The organism is Streptococcus sp. 27098_8_69, assembly GCF_041432445.1.
Lineage (GTDB): Bacteria > Bacillota > Bacilli > Lactobacillales > Streptococcaceae > Streptococcus.
The window spans coordinates 20,956-39,088 of the sequence record NZ_JAPVZO010000021.1 but is presented as its reverse complement, the minus strand read 5'-3'; the positions used below and the strand labels follow the sequence as shown (position 1 = coordinate 39,088).

At 38.8% G+C, this 18,133-nt stretch carries 36 protein-coding genes, 1 tRNA gene and 1 pseudogene; 33 read left to right on the top strand and 5 right to left on the bottom strand.

Features of this window, described 5'->3' with window-relative positions:
• Window positions 1-51 precede the first annotated feature (51 nt).
• The 3 genes and pseudogenes from O3658_RS08010 to O3658_RS08000 all read right to left on the bottom strand — a co-directional run bounded on the left by O3658_RS08010 (window position 52) and on the right by O3658_RS08000 (window position 2,301).
• Window positions 52-1,119 (bottom strand): site-specific integrase, encoded by a 1,068-nt coding sequence (locus O3658_RS08010; RefSeq protein ID WP_371560669.1) that lies wholly within the window; start codon window positions 1,117-1,119, stop codon window positions 52-54.
• A 199-nt stretch (window positions 1,120-1,318) separates the two neighbouring features.
• Window positions 1,319-1,507, bottom strand: a pseudogene (locus tag O3658_RS08005) (hypothetical protein); the annotation flags it as partial.
• A gap of 14 nt (window positions 1,508-1,521) precedes the next feature.
• Window positions 1,522-2,301 (bottom strand): helix-turn-helix domain-containing protein, encoded by a 780-nt coding sequence (locus O3658_RS08000; protein ID WP_371560667.1) that lies wholly within the window; start codon window positions 2,299-2,301, stop codon window positions 1,522-1,524.
• Window positions 2,302-2,476: 175 nt separating this feature from the next.
• Between O3658_RS08000 and O3658_RS07995 the strand changes: the two genes are divergently transcribed.
• Both O3658_RS07995 and O3658_RS07990 read left to right on the top strand, forming a co-directional pair.
• Window positions 2,477-2,752: a hypothetical protein gene (locus O3658_RS07995; protein ID WP_371560665.1), complete on the top strand. Its 276-nt coding sequence runs from the start codon at window positions 2,477-2,479 to the stop codon at window positions 2,750-2,752.
• Between the two features lie 67 nt (window positions 2,753-2,819).
• Complete coding sequence (locus O3658_RS07990; protein WP_247946881.1) at window positions 2,820-3,023, top strand: hypothetical protein; 204 nt, start codon at window positions 2,820-2,822, stop codon at window positions 3,021-3,023.
• On the opposite strand, the gene O3658_RS07985 is transcribed toward O3658_RS07990, so the two are convergent.
• Window positions 3,007-3,366, bottom strand: a complete 360-nt coding sequence (locus O3658_RS07985; RefSeq protein WP_371560663.1) for a hypothetical protein — start codon at window positions 3,364-3,366, stop codon at window positions 3,007-3,009. The two genes, O3658_RS07990 and O3658_RS07985, sit on opposite strands and share 17 nt — an antisense overlap.
• A 72-nt stretch (window positions 3,367-3,438) precedes the next feature.
• On the opposite strand from O3658_RS07985, the gene O3658_RS07980 reads away from it, so the two are divergent.
• Window positions 3,439-3,654 carry a helix-turn-helix transcriptional regulator gene (locus O3658_RS07980; protein WP_001198773.1) on the top strand — a complete coding sequence of 72 codons (216 nt, stop codon included), beginning with the start codon at window positions 3,439-3,441 and terminating at the stop codon, window positions 3,652-3,654.
• Window positions 3,655-3,687: 33 nt separating this feature from the next.
• Window positions 3,688-3,828: a hypothetical protein gene (locus O3658_RS07975; RefSeq protein WP_190279314.1), complete on the top strand. Its 141-nt coding sequence runs from the start codon at window positions 3,688-3,690 to the stop codon at window positions 3,826-3,828.
• Here the strand turns inward: O3658_RS07975 and O3658_RS07970 are convergent.
• Window positions 3,802-4,125, bottom strand: coding sequence for a hypothetical protein (locus O3658_RS07970; protein WP_371560659.1), 324 nt, complete (start codon window positions 4,123-4,125; stop codon window positions 3,802-3,804). The genes O3658_RS07975 and O3658_RS07970 overlap by 27 nt on opposite strands.
• 70 nt (window positions 4,126-4,195) lie before the next feature.
• Between O3658_RS07970 and O3658_RS07965 the strand changes: the two genes are divergently transcribed.
• The 29 genes from O3658_RS07965 (at window position 4,196) to O3658_RS07825 (ending at window position 18,098) form a co-directional block, all read left to right on the top strand.
• A complete protein-coding gene (locus tag O3658_RS07965) occupies window positions 4,196-5,011 on the top strand; it encodes a replication initiator protein A (RefSeq protein ID WP_371560657.1) in 816 nt (271 codons plus the stop codon).
• Between the two features lie 9 nt (window positions 5,012-5,020).
• Window positions 5,021-5,863 carry an ATP-binding protein gene (locus O3658_RS07960; RefSeq protein ID WP_371560654.1) on the top strand — a complete coding sequence of 281 codons (843 nt, stop codon included), beginning with the start codon at window positions 5,021-5,023 and terminating at the stop codon, window positions 5,861-5,863.
• Complete coding sequence (locus O3658_RS07955) at window positions 5,832-6,038, top strand: hypothetical protein (protein ID WP_371560652.1); 207 nt, start codon at window positions 5,832-5,834, stop codon at window positions 6,036-6,038. Before O3658_RS07960 ends, O3658_RS07955 begins: the two co-directional genes overlap by 32 nt.
• A gap of 55 nt (window positions 6,039-6,093) precedes the next feature.
• Complete coding sequence (locus O3658_RS07950; RefSeq protein ID WP_371560650.1) at window positions 6,094-6,378, top strand: DNA-binding protein; 285 nt, start codon at window positions 6,094-6,096, stop codon at window positions 6,376-6,378.
• A gap of 19 nt (window positions 6,379-6,397) precedes the next feature.
• Window positions 6,398-6,604 carry a hypothetical protein gene (locus O3658_RS07945; RefSeq protein WP_371560648.1) on the top strand — a complete coding sequence of 69 codons (207 nt, stop codon included), beginning with the start codon at window positions 6,398-6,400 and terminating at the stop codon, window positions 6,602-6,604.
• Window positions 6,597-6,857 carry a hypothetical protein gene (locus O3658_RS07940; RefSeq protein WP_371560646.1) on the top strand — a complete coding sequence of 87 codons (261 nt, stop codon included), beginning with the start codon at window positions 6,597-6,599 and terminating at the stop codon, window positions 6,855-6,857. Before O3658_RS07945 ends, O3658_RS07940 begins: the two co-directional genes overlap by 8 nt.
• Complete coding sequence (locus O3658_RS07935; protein WP_371560644.1) at window positions 6,844-6,987, top strand: hypothetical protein; 144 nt, start codon at window positions 6,844-6,846, stop codon at window positions 6,985-6,987. Before O3658_RS07940 ends, O3658_RS07935 begins: the two co-directional genes overlap by 14 nt.
• 105 nt (window positions 6,988-7,092) lie before the next feature.
• Window positions 7,093-7,272, top strand: a complete 180-nt coding sequence (locus O3658_RS07930; RefSeq protein ID WP_371560642.1) for a hypothetical protein — start codon at window positions 7,093-7,095, stop codon at window positions 7,270-7,272.
• Window positions 7,269-7,616, top strand: coding sequence for a hypothetical protein (locus tag O3658_RS07925; protein WP_371560640.1), 348 nt, complete (start codon window positions 7,269-7,271; stop codon window positions 7,614-7,616). Before O3658_RS07930 ends, O3658_RS07925 begins: the two co-directional genes overlap by 4 nt.
• A 5-nt stretch (window positions 7,617-7,621) precedes the next feature.
• Window positions 7,622-8,593: a recombinase RecT gene (locus O3658_RS07920; RefSeq protein ID WP_371560638.1), complete on the top strand. Its 972-nt coding sequence runs from the start codon at window positions 7,622-7,624 to the stop codon at window positions 8,591-8,593.
• 2 nt (window positions 8,594-8,595) lie between these two features.
• A complete protein-coding gene (locus O3658_RS07915) occupies window positions 8,596-9,411 on the top strand; it encodes a PD-(D/E)XK nuclease-like domain-containing protein (RefSeq protein WP_371560671.1) in 816 nt (271 codons plus the stop codon).
• A complete protein-coding gene (locus tag O3658_RS07910; RefSeq protein WP_371560636.1) occupies window positions 9,411-9,680 on the top strand; it encodes a hypothetical protein in 270 nt (89 codons plus the stop codon). Before O3658_RS07915 ends, O3658_RS07910 begins: the two co-directional genes overlap by 1 nt.
• 186 nt (window positions 9,681-9,866) lie before the next feature.
• Complete coding sequence (locus tag O3658_RS07905; RefSeq protein ID WP_371560634.1) at window positions 9,867-11,156, top strand: DNA cytosine methyltransferase; 1,290 nt, start codon at window positions 9,867-9,869, stop codon at window positions 11,154-11,156.
• A 16-nt stretch (window positions 11,157-11,172) separates the two neighbouring features.
• Window positions 11,173-11,505, top strand: a complete 333-nt coding sequence (locus O3658_RS07900) for a hypothetical protein (protein WP_371560632.1) — start codon at window positions 11,173-11,175, stop codon at window positions 11,503-11,505.
• A complete protein-coding gene (locus tag O3658_RS07895) occupies window positions 11,502-12,017 on the top strand; it encodes a hypothetical protein (protein WP_371560630.1) in 516 nt (171 codons plus the stop codon). Before O3658_RS07900 ends, O3658_RS07895 begins: the two co-directional genes overlap by 4 nt.
• 11 nt (window positions 12,018-12,028) lie before the next feature.
• Entirely contained in the window at window positions 12,029-12,532 is a 504-nt protein-coding gene (locus O3658_RS07890) for a DUF1642 domain-containing protein (RefSeq protein WP_371560628.1), read from the top strand.
• On the top strand, window positions 12,532-12,729 hold the full coding sequence (locus O3658_RS07885; protein WP_371560626.1) for a type II toxin-antitoxin system ParD family antitoxin: 198 nt from the start codon (window positions 12,532-12,534) through the stop codon (window positions 12,727-12,729). Before O3658_RS07890 ends, O3658_RS07885 begins: the two co-directional genes overlap by 1 nt.
• Window positions 12,729-13,307, top strand: a complete 579-nt coding sequence (locus O3658_RS07880) for a hypothetical protein (protein WP_371560624.1) — start codon at window positions 12,729-12,731, stop codon at window positions 13,305-13,307. Before O3658_RS07885 ends, O3658_RS07880 begins: the two co-directional genes overlap by 1 nt.
• Window positions 13,307-13,900, top strand: coding sequence for a hypothetical protein (locus O3658_RS07875; RefSeq protein ID WP_371560622.1), 594 nt, complete (start codon window positions 13,307-13,309; stop codon window positions 13,898-13,900). Before O3658_RS07880 ends, O3658_RS07875 begins: the two co-directional genes overlap by 1 nt.
• A complete protein-coding gene (locus O3658_RS07870; RefSeq protein ID WP_371560620.1) occupies window positions 13,897-14,157 on the top strand; it encodes a DUF1372 family protein in 261 nt (86 codons plus the stop codon). The genes O3658_RS07875 and O3658_RS07870 overlap by 4 nt, the downstream gene beginning before the upstream one ends.
• The gene (locus tag O3658_RS07865) at window positions 14,154-14,645 is read left to right on the top strand and encodes a MazG-like family protein (protein WP_371560618.1); all 492 of its coding nucleotides are present in this window, start codon (window positions 14,154-14,156) and stop codon (window positions 14,643-14,645) included. The genes O3658_RS07870 and O3658_RS07865 overlap by 4 nt, the downstream gene beginning before the upstream one ends.
• Entirely contained in the window at window positions 14,638-14,817 is a 180-nt protein-coding gene (locus O3658_RS07860; RefSeq protein WP_371560616.1) for a hypothetical protein, read from the top strand. The genes O3658_RS07865 and O3658_RS07860 overlap by 8 nt, the downstream gene beginning before the upstream one ends.
• Complete coding sequence (locus O3658_RS07855; protein ID WP_371560614.1) at window positions 14,768-15,316, top strand: GcrA cell cycle regulator domain protein; 549 nt, start codon at window positions 14,768-14,770, stop codon at window positions 15,314-15,316. The genes O3658_RS07860 and O3658_RS07855 overlap by 50 nt, the downstream gene beginning before the upstream one ends.
• Window position 15,317: 1 nt before the next feature.
• Window positions 15,318-15,539 carry a DUF3310 domain-containing protein gene (locus tag O3658_RS07850; protein ID WP_371560612.1) on the top strand — a complete coding sequence of 74 codons (222 nt, stop codon included), beginning with the start codon at window positions 15,318-15,320 and terminating at the stop codon, window positions 15,537-15,539.
• Window positions 15,532-15,729 (top strand): hypothetical protein, encoded by a 198-nt coding sequence (locus O3658_RS07845; protein WP_371560610.1) that lies wholly within the window; start codon window positions 15,532-15,534, stop codon window positions 15,727-15,729. The genes O3658_RS07850 and O3658_RS07845 overlap by 8 nt, the downstream gene beginning before the upstream one ends.
• Window positions 15,704-15,937, top strand: coding sequence for a helix-turn-helix domain-containing protein (locus O3658_RS07840; protein WP_371560608.1), 234 nt, complete (start codon window positions 15,704-15,706; stop codon window positions 15,935-15,937). The genes O3658_RS07845 and O3658_RS07840 overlap by 26 nt, the downstream gene beginning before the upstream one ends.
• Window positions 15,938-16,008: 71 nt before the next feature.
• On the top strand, window positions 16,009-16,443 hold the full coding sequence (locus tag O3658_RS07835; protein ID WP_371560606.1) for a DUF1492 domain-containing protein: 435 nt from the start codon (window positions 16,009-16,011) through the stop codon (window positions 16,441-16,443).
• A gap of 96 nt (window positions 16,444-16,539) precedes the next feature.
• Window positions 16,540-16,630 (top strand) — tRNA-Ser (locus O3658_RS07830).
• Window positions 16,631-17,762: 1,132 nt separating this feature from the next.
• Complete coding sequence (locus tag O3658_RS07825; protein WP_371560604.1) at window positions 17,763-18,098, top strand: HNH endonuclease; 336 nt, start codon at window positions 17,763-17,765, stop codon at window positions 18,096-18,098.
• Window positions 18,099-18,133: the final 35 nt, after the last annotated feature.

Sequence of the window (18,133 nt, the reverse complement as noted above, 5' to 3'; positions counted from 1 at the left end):
CTATTGATTTAATAGGCTCTGTGAGGGTTTCGCCCCAAATCCGCCCCAAATTCAAGCAGTTAAGAATATTTCTTTGATTTTTTCAAAATTCTTTTCTGCCAATGCTTCCATTTGATGTGAATACACTTTTAAGGTGATGTCTGGGCTTTCATGGCCAAGCAGTTTTGAAATCGTAACGATGTCAACCCCTTTTAAAATCAAGTACGAAGCGTAAGTATGACGCAGACTATGATTCCTGACTGGACGACCTACAAGTCTTTTTATCAGCTTGTTACAAGCAGAATTGGATACACCAAAGCAGACACGGTTCTTTATGTTTGCTTGCCAATATTTTTTCTTGTAAGTTTTCAGCGTTTCAATCGTGGTTTTGTCTATCGGGACTTTCCTTTTCGATGTTTCATTTTTTAGATCAGCAAAATCTTGCGTTTTCGAATAATCAAAGGACCTGTTTATGCCTATGATTCCATTTTTGAAGTCGATGTCGTCCCAGGTGAGCCCCAGAGCCTCAGAAAAGCGCATACCAGTCACTGAAAGGAGATAGAGGGTAAAATAGGACACATACTGGATATTTGAGCGTGTGGACGAAATTAGAGCCTTATACTCGCCCTCTTCCAAAAAGTCATTATCCTCTGACCTGGTTTCGATTTGTGATTTCACTTTGGCATCTTCAGCAAAGTTGTAGTTGATCACTTGCTCCCTGACTGCAACTTTTAGAGCGCCTTTAATTTGATAATGGAATTTCTCAAGGGTTTCCTGGGCGTATTTCTCCCCAAATTCATTGAGCCTTTTTTGATAATACAAAGGTGTTATATCCTTTACTTTTAATTCTCCAAAATAGGTTTTTATATGCTTCAGATTTTTGGTATAAGTGTCCCAAGTCTTATCTTTGACGTGTGGGCGCTTGTAAACGTCTGACCAGGTTTTTACAAAATCATAAAGCGTGACATCTTTGTCTGTCAGGATATTCTCGGACAAGCTGTCCTCTATCTCTCTTGCTGCTGCTTGAGCCAGTTTCTTAGTCTTGAACCCGCTTTTTGATTTCTGCTTATATTTGCCGTCTGTATCCTTGTAAGAGATACGATATTCCCAGCCGTTATCCCTTTTTCTGAAGTATGCCATTGTTTTTACCTCACTTTTTTGATAAAATGGGTATAAGAAAACGACCTTTTGAATGGTTGTTTCTTATACAGGATATCCTCACACTCAAATTTTGGCGAAGGCGAGTGTGGGGATTTTTAGTTTAAAAGATGTTGAAATAAATAACTATAGCTAATACAATGAATATTAGACATCCACATCCGTATCCACAGCTTTCTGCATCTTCAGCACTAAAAGTTGTTTGATTGTACACTTTATTATAGGCCGCACGCTCGGGTTCTTTAACCCACCCTGCTCCTTTTTGTCCGTAAGATGGAGAAGTAGCTCTCTTGATTTTTCGGTTTATGGACCCAGTTGTTCGTGCCGAAATTCTCTTTTTTATGTTTGGTGTGCGTGGTCCTATTTTCATAATCTTTTTCTTTCTCAATCTCTATATATACTAACGACTTCTCCAATTGTACGGATGTCGTTGTTTTCATCTAGTCTGATGTCTGCATAATCTGGGTTTAGACTTTCTAAATATCCCTGACGTAGCTTCTTAACATAGTTAGCACCGTCGACTTGGAAGATGCCGATGGCATTGTAATCAATTTGTGGCGTATTTCTGATAAAAAGATAATCGCCGTTTTTTATCTTTGGCTCCATGGAGTTGCCGACGACATAAGCGATAGCATCATAGTCGTCTGGTATTTCATCTTCATAGAATGAAACCTCCATATCTAAATCATCATCTTGCATTGAACCACTACCAGCTGATACAACTCCTGTAACTGAAAGAACAGATATTTCTCTGTAATCGTCTAAGTCGATAATATTTTCCGATACTTCGTTTATCTTCGTTTCTTCTTCGTTTTGACTCTCCAGAAGCTCTTCAGACGTCCGTAGCACTATTTTTTTATTCGGAGTGGTTAATTGCACTACCTTATCCGTTATCTGTTGTGTGAGCGAATCTGGAGCATCTGGGAGTGAGTTGGTGGATTCTTCTTTAAAAGTAGTATCTATATCTGATTTTTTAACACCGAAATAATCAGCCAGTTTTTGGATAACACCAAAAGAAGGAGCGCTTCTTAACTTCATATAGTCTGTCATAGTACTTGCCGTAATTCCAACTTCTTTAGCCAACTCTTTTTGGGTGATGCCACGTTGCTTTCTAAAGTGTGTAATGTTTTCAGCAATGATTTGCATTCGTTTTTTTTCATCCATTTACGATTACCTCGTATTTTTTATAATTACATTATATATCATTTTTGAATGATAAACAATCAAAAATACGAAAAAATCCTATTTTTTTGATAAAAACTATTGACAATACGAAAAAATCGTATTATAATTAAATCAAGCTTAAGGAAATAACAAAAACAAGCAGGAGGGAAACACAATGAATAAAGGACTTACAACACAAGAACAAATCGCACTAGCAAAAGAAATCTTACAAGTTAAGAATCGCAGAGAACGCTCACTTAAATTAGGAGAAATCCTAGATCGTGAAAAACTATCGTCAGATGATATGTACGAATTGTACAACACACTACTAACAGCCATCAGAGTTTACGGAGACGTTATCGGATTTGATGACAAAGATTTTCAGGAAATGGCTCTTACAATCTTAGTTCTTGAAAAGGTTGAAGAGACTAAACAAGCTAGGGTAGCGTAGAGAGGTGCGATTCCTCTCCTAGCTGTTGCTCATAGAGCGAAAAAAATAATAGAAAGGAGAGATGGAGATGGTTGAAGAAATTCTTGAACGTATAGCCAAAAGCCTTGAGTCTATAGATGCAGAACTCAAGGCAAGAAATAGTGAGCGCAAGGAACTTTTAGAAGCTTCTGGGAATATCCAAAAACTATGTGAAGCTATACTTGATGATCCTCTTGGCATTCAACGTTATAAGGAAAAAGCACTAGCTGATAGAGTTAAACAAAAGGAATAACAGATTTAATTTTTGCTGCAAAGTCTAAGACATTTTCTATCCGTTCTTTAAGAGTTGGTTCTCTGAACTGATTTTCAAGTTCAGCGATTGCTTCGGTTGTTAAAGACAGGGTGTAGAACGTGTTATCAGCTTTGGTGCCAATGATGTATCCGTATTTGTCTAATTCAAAACATGTATCTAAAATATCTTCTTCAGACCATTCAGACATAATGTTATCTTTCAGATAATTTATGTTTTGAAAGTTTCTTGCTTGAACTTTAGGAACTTCATCTTTGCGTCTGGTTAAATATTCTGCGTACATGGAAGTTAGTAGGAATTTGGCATCATTCGTTAAATTATTCATAACATTACCTCCTTTCTAGCTTTATTATAGCAGAATTGCGAGGGAGAAATAGAAAAATAAGGAGGTAGGAACGTGCAGTGGACTTTAGAGGCTATGAGAATCAACAAAGGACTTACTCAAGCAGAGTTGGCAGAAAAGTTTGAAGTTTCAAGTCAAACAATTGCTAGATTAGAAAAAGATAGCTCTGATATCGGTTATCAGCTATTGAAAAAATACATGTTTTTTTTCAATGTGAAATTCGATGATATTTTTTTAGGGAAAAAATACGAAAATTTCGTAAATAACTAGAAACAAAAAAATAAGAAAGGAACGATCTTAGTGATGTTTATCGAAATTGAAAATTTATCAGATTTTATAGAATCCGCTAAAGAGGTCATAAAGAAAGCCGAAGAACTAGAAGCTGCTGTTCAACGGCTAAATGAAATGGAACTGGAATTAAAAACCAAGGCGACTGATAAGTAAAGCTTTTTGAGCTTCGGCCAGCATCTCTTTCCAGCTGGAGAATTTGGTTTGATTTGAAACGAATGTGTCTAAGGTTGTTTCATCTGCTTTTTCAAGTTCTTCTGCGGTAGAAATGTTTTCAGGACTTGATTTCAAGAAATCTTCTATGCTGGTGAAATTCGAATTTTCGCGCATAAATTTTTCAGAAAATATTTCATCAAAAGAATATTTGTGAGTTCCTGAAACTGCCTGAGAGTTTTTAGATAACTGTTTGAGGTTTTTCTCAAACCCATCCATTCCTTTTATCTTAAAAGACATAGGATTCACCTCCTTTCTGACTACATTATAGCAGAAAGAGATTGAGAAAAATAGAAAGGAGAAAGAATGATTGAAAATAAGCGAAGTGAAAAACAATGCTTTTTATCAGATGCCACAATGGCTTTATGATCCACCTTACAATGCGCTGAGTGACAAAGCTAAGCAGATATATATGTTTCTCTTTGATAGACGTACATTATCGATTCAAAATAAATGGTTTGACGAAAAAGGCGACGTATTCGTTTACTTTACGAACGAGCAACTTATGGAAAAACTTAATTGTAGTAACAAGCCTATTGTACAAGCAAAGAAAGAGCTGCATGACTTTGGATTGTTGAGAGAGGTTCGGCAAGGAGTGAATAAACCTAATCGTCTATATATTTCTGGAAGTGTAGAAAGTACACGTCAAGAAGTGTCAAAAGTACACGAAGGAAGTGTAGAAAGTACACGTCAAGAAGTGTCAAAAGTACATACAATCAAGACTGATAATATCAAGACTAATATATCAAGACTTAGTGAACCAGAGGGTGCTGGTGATAACTCTTTATATAGTATAAAGGACGCGCCACCACAAAATGATTTAGGAATTGTTCACGATTGGATCTTTTCAGAGTTCGGTCGTTATCCGACACCATTTGAAATCGAAGACTTGAAAACATTCTTGCAAGAGCATAGTAAAGAGGTTATCAAGTTAGCAATCAAAGAATGTGTAGGCAATGGCAAGCCTTATTTCAAATATCTCAGTAGCATCTTGAGAGACTGGAAACAGAAAGGTCTTGTCACGGTTGAGTTAGTTGAAAATAGGCAGAAGCCTGCTCGGTCAAGTAGAAAATTAGGACGCATGACACTAGATGATGATGGCTACGATCCACGATACGGATTTTAGGGGGTGTAAATGAGGTCGGTATCAAACAAAGAATTGCAAGCGAGGGCTTTGCAAATAGAAACGCTATCTAAACAATGCGACAAGCACCCAGGAGTGTATCTCTGGCGCTCAACGAATCCTTGTACGGATGTCACACAGACCTATTGCCCAGAGTGCACACAGGAAGAAATCGACCGTCAAGCTGGGGAGCTACTTGCTGAAGCTGAAGCTCAAATCAGAGACACACGGTCTTATGCATTGTTTTTGAAAGAAAGCATTATTCCAAAAGATTTAGAGAATGCAACAATCGGGAATTTTGAAATCCACACAGAACAAGACGCTGCGGCAGTCAATTTTGCCAAACGCATCACGGCAGATTATGTGAGAGAGAAGTACAAAGGAAATACGGTCATCAGTGGTCCGCCTGGTGTTGGTAAGAGCCACCTTGCTATCGGAATAGCTAAAGCATTAAACGATAGCTTTCAGAAGTTCCAATTGAGAAAATCAGTACTATACATTCCGACAGTTGAATTGTTCGACAGAATCCAAGAGGCTTTCACTTATAAAGATTCGAAGTGGGAGCAACGAAAGACGGTTAAATTCCTACAAAATGTTGATTTTCTGATTCTAGATGATTTAGGAAAAGAGTCAAGTGTTGGTCAGGAAATTAAGCAAGGCAGTAGCTGGATGCAAAAAATCTTATACCAAATACTTGAGAATAGGACCAATACAATTATCACGACAAATTATGGTAGCAAACATTTAGAAGGCCTCTACGAGAAAAGCCTGGTTGACAGAATTATGAAAGGAGACATGAAGAGTAATGCATTCAAGTTTAGCAATGACACAAGTTCAAAGCGAACAATTATCTAGTAGTGTCATCGAAGCAAGAAAAAAGCGGATAGATGATTTTGAAAGAAATCACTATCAACTATCTAGCTTGCTGAAAGAGCGATTGCTAGAAACGACGGACGAGCGTTTCGCAAATAAGATGAATGAACTACTGTATTACGCAACACAGGGTAGTGTGTTCACTTTTACAAAATAAAAAAGCACCTGACGGCAATCAGGCGCACAACAAAATATTCTAAAGGAATTATAACATGAATGATCTAATGATGCAAATGCTAGACCAGTTCGAAGCTGGATTGATGGATAGGACGCTCAAGGTCATGACGATTGTGACCGATGAAAAAAGGCGCTATCCAATGGAACTGAACAAATCGCAATGCTCCGAGATGTTGCTCGGAACGAAAGACACGTCAACGTTTGACGAGCGCTTCAACCGACACGCAGACTTTCCAAGAATCGAGGGCAAGCGTGAGAAATATCCAAGGGATGCCGTCATTGATTGGTATCACAAAAACTGGCAGAAAACGGTAATGTAAAGTAAAAAAAGGAGTAACTATGAAACTACTTACTAAATTTAAACTCAAACACGCGGACTTTTTTAAGGCAATTAACCTTGACTGGCGAGAGGTAGCGTTCGAAGTCATGAATGATCTATTTGAAGAGCGCAAACTTCGCTTTGCTTTCGAGCGGGAAAACTATGATTTAAAGCAACAGTTGGCAGTCTATAAAGAAAAAGAACAACAGGGAGAACAATATGTTTAAAGCACTAAAAACAATCAAAAAAATCAAACAACTTCAGAAAGAATTACACGCTTTCAGTTTAGCTTTTCTAGCTCTACAAGACATTGGCTTAATGCCAGAAACTGAAAAAGGCAAGGCGAAGGCTCAAACAATGCACGATGTAAGCCACATGATCAAGGACATTCTAGACGGCAAGTCAGTAGATGAAGCCATGAAACGTCTAGATATCAAAGTGAAAGCTGAAGAGGTGGAGCAGGATGATGACAAAGATTGAACTCGAAAATCGTGTGTGGCTTTTGGCCAGCCATGAAGAAAAAAATGAATTACTGGATCTCGGTTTGACATCCAAAGCTAGATATGTGAAGCGAGTTCTGGAACTTGGAAAGGTGTACGCTCATGTTTGATTACGATAGAGATGTGATGCAGCCGCCTGAGCCACGAGAAGAACTCGAACCGAGCGAGTACATCTATGTTGGATGTGGGCGGTATCGATATGTAGGTGATGAAATATGATTGAAGAACTGCAAGCAGAAATCAGGCAATGGCGGTCTGATTATATCCATCTTGGCCGAGAACTCGGAGAAATCATCAACGAGCAACAAGATATAATCTTGAAACTACAAAACGAAAACAGACGTATAAAACGTGAGAATTGGAACCTTAAGAAGACGAAAGGAAGAAAGAAATGACAGACACAACAACAATGTTAGCAAACATGATTTTAATTGCACTTAATAACCAAGAAAGATGGGTTAGTGAACCACGCTTTGAAACATTATCAATCATTGAAGATATTAGAAACTCTAATAAAATCATCACAAAACAAGTGGACGAAGATGGAGATGTGATTGAAAGTTTTGACGGATATAAAAATCCAGAATTAGAAGATAAGCTGAAATTGATTGAAGCTACTTTCAAAAAAGATGAAGCAGACTATAAGCGTTACAGAAGCGAGAAAATCGAATCTATGGAAAAAAATCTTGGGATGATTAAATCTATTGTGAAAATGTACGGCGCACAAGAAGAGGAGTAAATAAAATGACAAACGAACTAACACAAAAACAAATTACATCAAATGTTGCAACACGAATTGAAGCCATGAAAGGCGAAGGGTTGCTAATCGCACCAAATTACAGTGTGAGTAACGCCCTGAGCTCAGCGTACTACGCATTAAAAAATGCACCTGGCGGAAATCTATTGGAGAAATGCACACCCGAAAGTGTCTATAATGCCTTGCTTGATATGGTCACACAAGGTCTAAGCCCTGCTAAGACACAATGCTATTTCATTCCATATGGGAATACAGTTAAATTAAACCGTTCATATTTTGGGACCATGAAGGTCGTTAAACAGTTACCTGAAGTGAAAGACATCTATGCTCAGATTATCTTTGAAGGCGACGAGTTTGAAGCTGAAAACGTGGACGGACGTTGGAAATTTGTTAGCCACAAATCAAGCTGGAAGAACCAGGACAACCCAATCGAAGGAGCTTATTGTGTGATCGAGAAAACAGACGGGGAGAAAATCCTCACGATCATGACCAAGAAGGAAATCGACAAGTCCTGGGCGCAATCAAGGAACGGCAATGTACAGAAGAACTTTCCTCAAGAAATGGCAAAGAGAACAGTTATCAATCGTGCAGCGAAACAGTTCTTTAATACCAGTGATGATAATGATTTATTTATTGATGCTGTGAACCGCACTACAGAAAATGAGTATGAAAATGATCGTCAAATGAAAGAAGCTGAACCAGTGAGAGATAGCGTTGAAACATTAGACGACATCTTAAAAGCCCCTAACAAGTCCGCAGAGGGCGATAACGTGGTGGATGGAGAATTTACCGAAGAATCTCAAACACCCCCAAATACGGCTGAAAAAACGGCAAATCCTGACGAGTTAGCCTCTACCGAATCCCCAGCAGATGAAATCCCAAATTTTGACGAAGTAACGGGCGAAGTTTTTGAAGAAATTAGCTTATTTGAAGGCAACACGATCAACATCAAGGAGTAAGAATAATGACACAAGATTTACTTGGTAAGGATTATTATTCGGCAGCTTCTGCACGTCGCTACTGGTCCATCTCGCAATATAAGCGGTTTAGAGAGTGTGAAGCGCGAGCGCTAGCGGAGTTGGAAGGAGAGTGGGAAGACCAAAGAGACAACACAGCCCTCTTGGTCGGAAACATGGTCCACAGCTACTTTGAAAGTCCAGAAGCACATAAGAAGTTCATGGATGAAAATGCAGATACCATGATTTCAAAAGTGGGGAAAACTAAAGGTCAGTTAAAATCTGACTTTCTGGTTGGCCAGTGCATGATCGAGCGACTGGAGGGCGACAAGCAGTTCATGGAATATTATGTTGGTCAGAAAGAAGTTGCCGTGACAGGCAAAATTGAAGGTGTGGAATTTAAAGGCAAGATTGACTGTCTCAATGTCGAAAAGGGATATTTCGTAGACATCAAGACTACAAAATCAGACATTGACAGCATGGTATGGGTTCAGGACGAAGCAAGCGGCCGAAATATTCAGGTTCGCTGGTTCGAGGCTTGGGGGTATGTCTTGCAGATGGCAGCGTATAAGAAAATGCTGGAAGAGCAGTACGGCAAAGAGTTCACCCCTATTATCTACGCGGTGACTAAAGAGCCGACTCCCGACACGAGAGCTATCGTTTTTCAAACTCAGGAAAAGCTTAATTACGAGTTATCTGAGTTATCTATGTTCATTCAGCATCTTGATAAGGTCAAGCGAGGTGAAGAGAAAGCGAAGCCATGCGGTCATTGCGAATACTGCAAAACGGAAGCGTTGAGTCAACGTGTGGAGGTGATTTGATGAGTAAACAAGTAAAAGACATACTGGCAACCCATGACACAGGTTGCCCGCACGGTATTACATTCGCTATACATCAAAACAAAGAGGAATGTATTGCGTTATTTGGCAGGTCTGGTTGGCCTGGACTAAAACCTCGATTTATTCGTTGGAATGAAAGTGTTGAAAACAGAACAATGTATCACACAGAAGAAGAGTTACAGAGTGCGTATGTTGATAAAGTCAAAGTAGTTGAGGAAGATTTTATTGTCATTCAATTGTTGCCCTTTTAAGAGAGGGAAAATAATCCAAAACCAACTATTTCCAAAATGGAAACAACTCAAACTAAACAAGCCGTGCATTCTTGTAAAACTGCGAACTAGAAAGCGTCGAAAACGGTCATGTGACCTTGGACGAGCGACTGCCCGTATTTAGCCAATTATCACAAAGGCAGTCGCATTTTTTTAGAAAGTAACAAAATGAAATTTTTAGATTTATTCGCAGGAATCGGCGGCTTTCGTCTAGGAATGGAAAGCGCAGGTCATGAATGTATAGGATTTTGTGAGATAGACAAATTCGCTAGAGCCAGTTATAAAGCGATACATAATACTGAAGGAGAAATAGAGCTACATGACATCACAACAGCATCAGACGAGTCTATTCGAAGAATCGGACGTGTGGACATTATCTGTGGAGGATTTCCGTGCCAGGCTTTCAGCATTGCAGGAAACAGACGAGGTTTTGAGGATACAAGGGGAACTTTGTTCTTTGAAATTGCTAGGTTCGCATCTATTCTCAGACCTCGATATCTATTCCTTGAGAATGTCAAAGGACTCCTCAATCACGAAAACGGAATTACGTTTGAGACCATTATCTCAACCTTGGATGAATTGGGGTACAATGTGGAATGGCAAGTGCTTAACAGCAAAGATTTCAGAGTCCCCCAAAATCGAGAGCGTGTGTTCATTATCGGACATCTTAGAGGAGAATGTACCAGAAGAGTTTTTCCTCTCTCAAAAGGTGGCCAACAAGCTACTTCAATCAAAGAACAGTACAGCAATACCATTACAACCAGATACGGGAACTCACAAGGCGCGGGGGCGTACATTGTTGAAAGTAAATCGCAGAAAGTAAAATCTATCGGGAACATCCATCCTTCAGGAAAAAGCATGAATGGAGAAGTCTATCGAGCTGACGGCCTAGCTCCTACGCTCACAACGAATAAGGTAGAGGGGCAGAAGATTGCTATACCTGTTTTGACACCTGATCGCACGGATAAACGACAAAACGGGCGCAGGTTTAAGTCTGACGGAGAGCCTATGTTCACGTTGACGGCTCAAGATAGGCATGGAGTGGTCGTTGAAAATAAAGTCAAGCAAGTAGGAAATTTAATTGACACAGAAAGTTTTGGCGGTAACCCTCATAGAGGGAGAGTATATGACATAAGTGGTATCTCTCCATGTCTTAATTGTATGGGTGGCGGAGGTCTTGAACCTAAAATCATTCAGCGTGGTCATGGTTATAATCAAGGAGGAGAACATGATATCGCTCCTACTTTGACAAGTAATAGTTATCATGAAAATAATCATTTATCAGATGGCTTTCGAATCAGAAAGCTAACACCTCGTGAGTGCTGGAGGTTACAAGGATTTCCAGATTGGGCGTTTGACAAGGCGCAAGAAGTTAATAGCAATTCTCAGCTATACAAACAAGCAGGAAATAGCGTGACAGTCAATGTTATTGCTGCTATCGCAAAGGAATTTAGATAAACAGGAGAAAAAACAAATGCTAAATAAAATTGATATACCAGGAACAACTATCACACTCGAAATCGTAGATAAGAACATCACGATTACAAACAAAATTGAATATGATATGCAGATGCATTTCAGAAATACGGACGCAGACGCTTCTCTTGATGCAAGTGGCGACGTGTTCGAGCCCCTTTATTGGCTAGATATCAGGGTAATACCGAAAACGCCGACAGAGTATCATACAAGCCTTGGAGTCAAGAGAGAAAAACGCCACTTGGCCGAATTACAGAAGTTCTTTGAGTTCATCGAGAACAATAAGCGAAATCTATTCGATCTTTGTGGGATCAAGGGAGAATTGCAATGAGTTCTCTGACATTATCGTTAGACATTTCAACTACTGCAACAGGTTGGGCCGTATTTCACGGCTCTGACCTTGTCCAGAGTGGTGTCTTAAAACATAAAAGCAAGTCATTCTTTGAACGTGGGCGCTTCATGGCTAGCGAATTGCGAGCCATTCAATCAAGGGCCTTGCAGAAATATGACGAGCCTTTTGAATCAATCGTAGTTGAGAAGAACTCGGTCATGGGGCCAAATCAGCAGTCTATGATCAGCATTGGAATTGTGACAGGAATTATTCTTGGACGGTTGGTTGCTGACAATGTGTTCTTCGTGAACGTGTCGACCTGGCGCAAGTATTGGAAGTTCAGCTACAAAGACCGTAGCAAGAAATCAATGAAGCTGCAGGCAGTTGCTAAGGTTGCGGATAAATTTAACCTAGACGTCAAAGACGACGAGGCTGATGCAATCCTGATTGGTTCGTATTTTGTAAGCTACGGTCAAGAATTCGGAGACCTGGAAAGCCATAAGGTGAGTTGAGGAGTTAGAAGATGAATAAGCAGGAATTGATTGAACGGATAGAAGGTTTAAAAAAACTTTTCGGCAACAAATCAGAATATATCGAGATAGACACGGTAATTAGACTTATTTCTGAACTAGACGAACTGCAACCAGTCAAAGTTCCCCAGTTTGTGGCGGATTGGTATGAAGAAAATAAGGATGATTTTGAAGGGAATTTATTTCGATGTATCATTAATATTTCATCGATTTTTGATGGTGATAAACTTAATGAGTTTGAAAGGTGGTTTCTAAACGCTAGCACAAAACCATTTCAGACTCTCGTCAACATGCACCAGTTCGGTTACGAGGTTGAGGAAGAGAAGCGGTATTTTGTGAAGATTAAAGCGACAAAACACTGCTTTGCAAGAGATGGTAACGGGAGAATATTTTTCTCTCTAGCATACAAAGGATGTTTTACCAAAAAAGAACTAGAAGAAGCTGGTTTCGGTTGGGTGTTCGATTGCCCAGGGATTGAGATTGAGGAGGTGGAGTGATGCCTAGAAAGATACAAGTAACGATTACACAAGATCTATATGACCATGTCGAAGCCATTAAAGAATATGGTGGTTATGGAAGCGTGTCTGAAGTAGTCAATAAAGCACTTGAAAAGTTAGTAAATGAACATACTGACAATGAAATATATAAATATTATTTGCAAATGGTCAGAGTTGGAAGAAATGAGGTGGAGTGATGGAATCATTTGCACACTTTTTTAACAAGCACATTGCTAAAAAAATCGAATTAGATGATATTACAATCATTGATTATCATAGCCCAGAATATAATCTAATGCATAATCTAAGATATATTTTCGATAAGAAAAATTCATCTCTGGCTATCACAGGTGATTTTGGCGAGCTGGTTGCAGTAAATTTTAACAATATGGGTAGCTGGGAAGATTTCTATAAGGATTTCACAAACAACGCTGGATATTTTATTGAAAAAATCAAAGCATCTAGTCGAAATCTTTTTGTTTATGATGAAGATGAAGCTAAAAAAATTATTCTTGAGTATTTCTTTGATAATAAGCGATATGAAGACTTAGACGAAAATGATCGATATTATTTTGATGAACTATTTGAATATTTTGATGATCAGTATGGATTCCAACACGTTACTGATACTGTTCGAGAATTCCTGAGTGAACAAGATTCAGAATACTATGAGACTCTTGAATTCGCTGGTAAAAAAGCGTCTGAAATAGTATTTTTATATTTGGATGCTTATAAAAGAGCGTATGAATCAATAAAAAATGAGGAGGTGGAGTGATGGAGGATACTGTTTGGCTAGAATGGATTGCTGAGGTTATGGCAACTAAGCCTGTCGGTAACGAATTGCTAGAAAGCCAACGTGGTCAAGAAGTAGTTGATTTGCTATTGGATTTGGAGAGAAATGACTTTAATTGGCATAGGGGAGATGCAGATGTTTTTTGGATAGATGCTCAGATGTGTATCAAGTACAAATTAACTAATGCTGAGATTAAATTCTTAGCAACTCATCAACCAGGCGTTGTGAATTATAAGAAACACGCAAAAGAAAGAAATGCTTATGCAGAGATGATGAGAGGTCTTGAAAAATTGAAAGAACTCAACTTTCCAGAAATCTATAAACATTCGTTATCTCCAGAAGAAGAAAAGAAAAAAATTGAAGAAGAAATGGCGGTTGAACAAAACTACGTATCGCCTTATCAAAAATTGGATGAAGTAGAAAAACGCTTTTATGAAAATCAATTTTTATTTGGTAAACAAGTGATGCAAGGTGCAATGAGTATTGTTTCGAGTGAAAAGAAAATAGCCGTTGAGAATTTCTTTAATTTAGGGAGCCATCGAATTAAATTCACAGTTGAGGAGGTCACAGATTGAAACGATTCATCGTAATCTGGATTTTATTGTCTGCTGGATTGAATGTCTGGCAGTCGAACAGGATTGCAGAACTAGAAAAAAATAAGCCACTGGTTATCTATAAAGCTGATAACGCAGGCGCTGAGATATTCGGTAAGGTCCTTGAGAAAGGGCGACATGGGAAGCTATACACGATTACAATTCGCGACTACGGTGTGTTCGTGGTTGCGAAGGAAGTGTATGAGAATGTGAAAGTTGGGGCTGAGGTGATGTTATGAACACAATAGATAAAGTCAAGCAATGGTTTATTGACCGTGATTTAGAAAACGGTGGACGGTTAGACAAGCAGTCACTCAAACTCAGCGAGGAGTTCGGCGAACTTTGCGCTGGCTATCTCAAGAAGAATGAGCAACTGACCAAGGACAGTATCGGAGATTGTGCAGTCGTGATTGTCGGCCTGGCCTTGCTGATTAAAGAGGATGTGCAGGAGATTTTTAAAACATCAGAAAATGATAGAGATGTAATGACATGTTTTAGTAATTTAAGTAGAAATATAAGCGATTTTCAGATTTACCGAGACTCATTTTCTAAAGATTTTCGTAAATTAAGTCTGATACATGCAGTAATCTGGTTAAAATCGCTAAGCAAATCGCTAGGTTATGATTTTGAAGAATGTTTTGAACTAGCTTACCAAGAAATCAAAGACCGCAAAGGTCGCTGGATTGATGGTACTTTTGTGAAAGAGGAGGATTTAACAAATGCCTGACGTAGAATGGATTATGGAGAATTGCCACATGATGCGCGACAATGGTTGTTGGGCAGGAGAGAAGCAGATTTCATACGCTAGTCCAGATGGACAGTACACGTATTACGTGAACAAGCGAAAAGATGGAACCTATTATTTTCATGGAGCATGTAAACATTATGGCAGGACGTAGATGGACGGAAGATGAGGTTGATTATATTTTACTAGCCCACAACGATAATGAGAGTACGGTTGAAGAGGTCGCTGAATTTTTAGGTCGTACAGTTAGTTCTGTCCGATGTAAGTCTGAGATAATAAACAAAGGAAAAGGCCAGTTTACAAAACGACATTGGCAGGATGAAGAAGTAAGAATTTTACGGCGCTATTATCAAAAAGTTCAAGATTTAAACCAGCTAGCTAAAATATTAAATCGAAGTTTAGATGCAGTGGTTATAAAAGCGAACAAACTAGGACTACCTCACAGAAGAAAGAAATGGGATGTGTCAAAACACGATATAGAAACACTTGGGGAAATGGGTATGAGCTGTAGACAAATAGCATGCCAATTAGACAGACCGCTTCATCTGATTAGAGCGGTGGTTTATCATTATAAAATACCTGTCGGAAAAGAAGAAATTCAACATCATCCTTGGAATTTTGACAATGATATGATTTTTATGAGGAGGAATTAAAATGACAGACAACGTAAACAAACCAAATCACTACCAAGGCAGATTTGGCATGGAATCTATCGATGCTTTAAGAAATTTCATGACACCAGAGCAGCTGAAAGGCTTTTATCTTGGAAATGCTTTGAAGTACATACTACGACACCAAAAGAAAAACGGTCTTGAAGACCTGAAGAAAGCACGCAAGAACCTGGATTGGTTGATCGAGGAATTAGAAAATGAGTGAGTATGCTTTCTATCAAGGAGATACATTCATAACGTTGGGAACTCTTGCTGAAATCAGTAAAGAAACAGGCATTGCTGAAAGAATGCTAAGGTACTACTCTTTTGCATCAAGTCAAAAACGGAATCCAAACGGTAGGGCGGTTATTAAAATTGAGGAGGAAGATAATGGATTACGAAAAACCATTAACTGATAGACAATGCGAGTTATTCGCATTTATGTTAAGGCAAAAACGAAAAGACAATAAGATTACTTTGAAAGAATTAGGAAATAAGCTAGGCTATTCAACTGCAACAATCTCAAATTGGGAGAATTTAAAAGCCGTGCCTGATATGTACAACGTTGAAGATGTGGCTACTTATTTCAATCTGCCGATGAATGTCTTTGTCGGGGAAAAATAAAAAAGCCGAGGCACTCTCTGTCTCAGCTAATAGTTATCGCATAGACTATTATACCACAAAGGAGATAGAGAGTGAACAAGGCTAAAGAGTTACTTGATGAACTACAGAATTTGGATGAAGAAATACAGAATCGAATAGACGAGCTTGCTAATCTTGAAGCTAGTTTACTTTCTAGTCCCAAAATGAACATGGATAAGGTTCAAGGTGGTCAGAGGGTTCGATTGGATGAACGTTACATCGATATTTTTAGCATGCAAGATTCCTTGAAAGAGTACATGAAGCAAGCAACTGCTGAAGCTATCCAGCGCAGAATTGAGCTCAGTAAATTGATTGATAAAATGCCTAAGCCTGCAAGTCGAACAATTCTAAGGATGGTGTATATTCAGAAAGCAAACGTGTATGATATGATTGAATTTTTACGATGCAGCAAGACCACTTTTTACAAAAAGAAGAAAGATGCAATCCGTGAATTGGGTGTTGTAGTTGATAAAAGCGAACTAATGTGAACTAATGTGAACTAGGTTGAAGCGCACTGGTCTAACAATCGTGCTATTATAGTATCATCAAGAATTAAGGGTAAGGCAGTAAGCCTTACCTGACATGGAGAGTTGGCAGAGTCAGGTTGAATGCGCCCGTTTGCTAGACGGGTGGTCGCCTATGTGCGGTCCGTGGGTTCAAATCCCACACTCTCCTTTGAGTGTTTTGTGTCCCAGAATGGGGTAGGCAGTAGGCTTAGCATTCATATATCACTCATTAACTTAAAAATGGTTGCGGAGCGACTGGGCCTTGCATGATTGCGTAGCTAATTATATTCCGGATAAGTTATAAGCTAGAGGGTTTGATTCCCTCAGAGGTTTTAAATGACTACAAAAAAATAAAAAACAAATATTCTTTCTAATTAACAAGCAAGGTTGTAGTCGTCTTGCATTTTTAGGGCTTAGCCTAGATAATCTGTGGTAACTCAGGAAAAGGATGATTTTAAATCTATCAAACATCCTGCCAGAAATGGTCAATCTAAGCAATTTAATCTTAACTATTTCAGTTTTGGAATAGGTGGGCGAAGTTAAAGCAGAAAGATTCCAACGGCAAGGTGCTGAGGAAATGCAAATGTGGCAGTTTGGCTGTGAGACGAGTCTATAAGAGGAAAGAGGTATTTGGTTCGAGGTGCAACAAGAGCTTAATACCATATCTTACAAAAATTGGGTGCCTCCCAAAAGTATGTAAGGTGAGTCGATTGTCCGCAAAACAATCGATAACAAGCAGGCGCTGTGCATTTTGTTCTTCAAAAGAGAATAAAACACATGGCGATGCGTGTCTGTGATAGATAAAAGATGATTTTTATATTTTAAGGCTATTCAAGATAGAAAAAATTCAAAAAAGCAAAAGTCATCGCCCGTCACAAACGAAAGTGTACTTCGGCAATTAGATTGCCTGCTCAAGTCTCGCAAGGATAAGAGTAAAGTCAAAGAGTAAAGCAGCTTAGACTTTTAGCGGGGTCTTCGTTAATTGAAAAATGGCTTAGTAGTTTGCGATGTAAGGAGTGATTGGTCTAACCGATCGTGCATGAGTGATACAAGTAGGAATATTTGTGGACAAGATAATAAACTATAAGTTATCAAAAGTCACTCGTTTAAAGCAGTAGTCTCATGCTTGTTAATGGATATATGGTAGACGGACTAAATCCTATTTTAAGGAATTGAGATGTCACAGGTTCGAGTCCTGTCGTTCCAATTGCGATTAAAATTCGTAGAGAGAGGTCTTCATTAAGTCACACAAGCGTGTGGCTTTTTGTTATGTCTGAATCGCGGATAAAAGAAAGGGAATGATGAAGCCACAGAAACTTACAATTCTAAACGGCAGAAGAAGCTCGGTGGATTTTGATAAACGCAACGAGGAATATACTGAGTATAATCGTACTCGCTGGAAATACGACAAGGATGTTAAGAGATTTTACAATTCATCTATCTGGAAGCGAACGAGTCAACAAGTCTTGCTTGAAGCTGACTATGTCTGTGCGATGTGTGGTGAAGAAGCAACGATGACTGACCACATCGTCAGCGTAAAGAAAGATTGGTCAAAGCGATTAGATCGAAGTAATCTTCAAGCAAGTTGTAAGAAATGTAATGATAAGAAAGCAATCAAAGAGAAGTATTCTTATTGATTGTGTAGTAATAAACAGAAATAGATATCAAAAAG